The sequence below is a fragment of the Cutibacterium porci genome, from assembly GCF_009696315.1.
In the GTDB taxonomy this organism is placed as follows: domain Bacteria; phylum Actinomycetota; class Actinomycetes; order Propionibacteriales; family Propionibacteriaceae; genus Cutibacterium; species Cutibacterium porci.
Map to the genome: position 1 here is coordinate 1 of NZ_VUMG01000009.1, position 2058 is coordinate 2058.

3 protein-coding genes are annotated in these 2058 nt (G+C 54.8%); 2 read left to right on the plus strand and 1 reads right to left on the minus strand.

Annotated features, from left to right (window positions below):
- Positions 1-113: 113 nt before the first annotated feature.
- Positions 114-341, minus strand: coding sequence for a YgdI/YgdR family lipoprotein (locus tag FYJ43_RS11875; protein ID WP_021243043.1), 228 nt, complete (start codon positions 339-341; stop codon positions 114-116).
- Between the two features lie 1185 nt (positions 342-1526).
- Between FYJ43_RS11875 and FYJ43_RS11880 the strand changes: the two genes are divergently transcribed.
- A complete protein-coding gene (locus FYJ43_RS11880; protein WP_031603520.1) occupies positions 1527-1871 on the plus strand; it encodes a MobC family plasmid mobilization relaxosome protein in 345 nt (114 codons plus the stop codon).
- On the plus strand, positions 1861-2058 hold a 198-nt coding region (locus FYJ43_RS11885; protein ID WP_456064358.1), incomplete at its 3' end, for a hypothetical protein. The genes FYJ43_RS11880 and FYJ43_RS11885, both read left to right, overlap by 11 nt.

Consider the following 2058-nt stretch of genomic DNA (forward strand, 5'->3'; position numbering starts at 1 on the left):
TTTTAGACAACCCTGAAAGCTTTTAGCTTTGGTGATGCAATTTGCTGGGATTTTGGCGGAGAACCACAGGTAAAGAAAAAGGCCACATTAGCGGCCTTTTTCGGAGAAGATGCTCAGTGCGGAATTTCGGAGACTTCTTTAACGTCGGTTTTATTGATCTGCTGTTTGACACCATTCGCGTCTGTATAGCCAAGCAGGCCTGAGTCTGATTCTTTAGGTTTGCCGTCGCTGACAATAGTGCGACCGTCATTGGTGTGTATGGCATAGCTTGTGCGCGTGCAGCCGGTGAGGGCTGAAAGCGCAACTGCCGCTGCGAACACTGAAACAAAAATCTTTTTCAAAGCCAGCTCCTTTTATCCATATCAGTTTTGGTCACTAACCATCTAACTATAGGTCATTTTTTATGTGAAAAGAGGCTTGATGGTGGGCTGTATATCGAGTTAGGCGCGAGGTGCTATGGTCAAAGTGTGGTGTCAGGCGGGGAGGAGGCTTATATGAGATGTAATCCGGCCGATACATATACCAAGATGATTTAAGTATTCCTCTTTGTGAGGTTGGATGTCTAATTTATAAAGGATCTTCTTGAGATCCTTTTTTTCCGCGCGTAATCTCTTGCCCTGTAAACGAAAAAACCACCCTGGCAGGTGGTTTTTCGAAGGTTAGGTAATCCTGGCAGATCCCCTAACCGTGGTAACAGTCTTGTGCGAGACATGTCACCAAATTTGTCCTTTCAGTGTAGCCTCACTAAGGCCGCCACTTCAAGAACTCTTGAGACATCTCTCGCACATCCTGTTTGCCAATGGCCGTTGCCAATGGCGATTAGTCGTGTCTTTCCGGGTTGGACTCAAGTTGATAGTTACCGGATAAGGCGCAGCGGTCGGACTGAACGGGGGGTTCGTGCATACAGTCCATCCTGGAGCGAACTGCCTTCCCGGAACTGAGTGTCAGGCGTGGAATGAGAAACCGCGGCCATAACAGCGGAGTGACACCGGTAAACCGAAAGGCAGGAATGCGGGGGAGCACGAGGGAGCCACCAGGGGGAAACGCCTGGTATCTTTAAGCCGCATCGGGTTTCGCCACCACTGATTTGAGCGTCAGATTCTGTGATGCTTGTCAGGGGGGCGGAGCCTATGGAAAAACGGCTTTGGCGCGGCCTTATGCTTTCTTCGTTAAGTATCTTCCTGGCATCCCCCAGGAAATTTCTGATCCATCCGTAAGCCCGTCCCGCTCGCCGCAGCCGAACGACCGAGCGCAGCGAGTCAGTGAGCGAGGAAGCGGAATATATTCTGTATCACATATTCTGCTGACGCTCCGCTGCTGCATTTTTCTCCTGCCACATGAAGCACTTCACTGACACTCGCATCCGTGCCAACATAGTAAGCCAGTATACACTCCGCTAGCGCTCGTGACTGGTTCAGGGCTGCACCCCGAAACCCGCCAACAGCCTGACGCGCCTGCGGCTTGTCCAACCCCGCGCCGACCGGGAAAGGCTTTCCCGCCCGTCCCGGCGTTATCAGGAGGCCGGTTTGTCAGAGAAACGGAGCAAGATGCTCACCATGTGGGTGACGGAGGACGAGCACCGGCGGCTGCTCGAGCGCTGTGACGGCAGGCAGCTGGCGGCGTGGATGCGGCAGATCTGCCTGGACGAAAAGCCGGCACGTTCCGGAAAGCTCCCCTCACTCTCGCCGGCGCTGCTGCGCCAGCTTGCCGGCATGGGCAATAACCTGAACCAGATAGCCCGCCGTGTTAACGCCGGCGGCGGCACCGGCCATGACAGGGTACAGATTGTGGCGGCGCTGATGGCCATCGATGCCGGCCTTGAGCGGCTGCGGCACGCCGTTCTTGAGAAAGGAACGGACGATGATCGTTAAATTTCATCCGCGCGGCCGCGGCGGTGGCGCCGGGCCGGTGGACTATCTGCTGGGTAAAGACCGGCAGCGTGAAGGCGCCACCGTCCTGCAGGGGAAGCCGGAAGAAGTCCGGGAGCTGATTGACGCATCGCCTTACGTTAAGAAATACACCTCCGGGGTACTGTCGTTTGCGGAAGCGGATTTACCT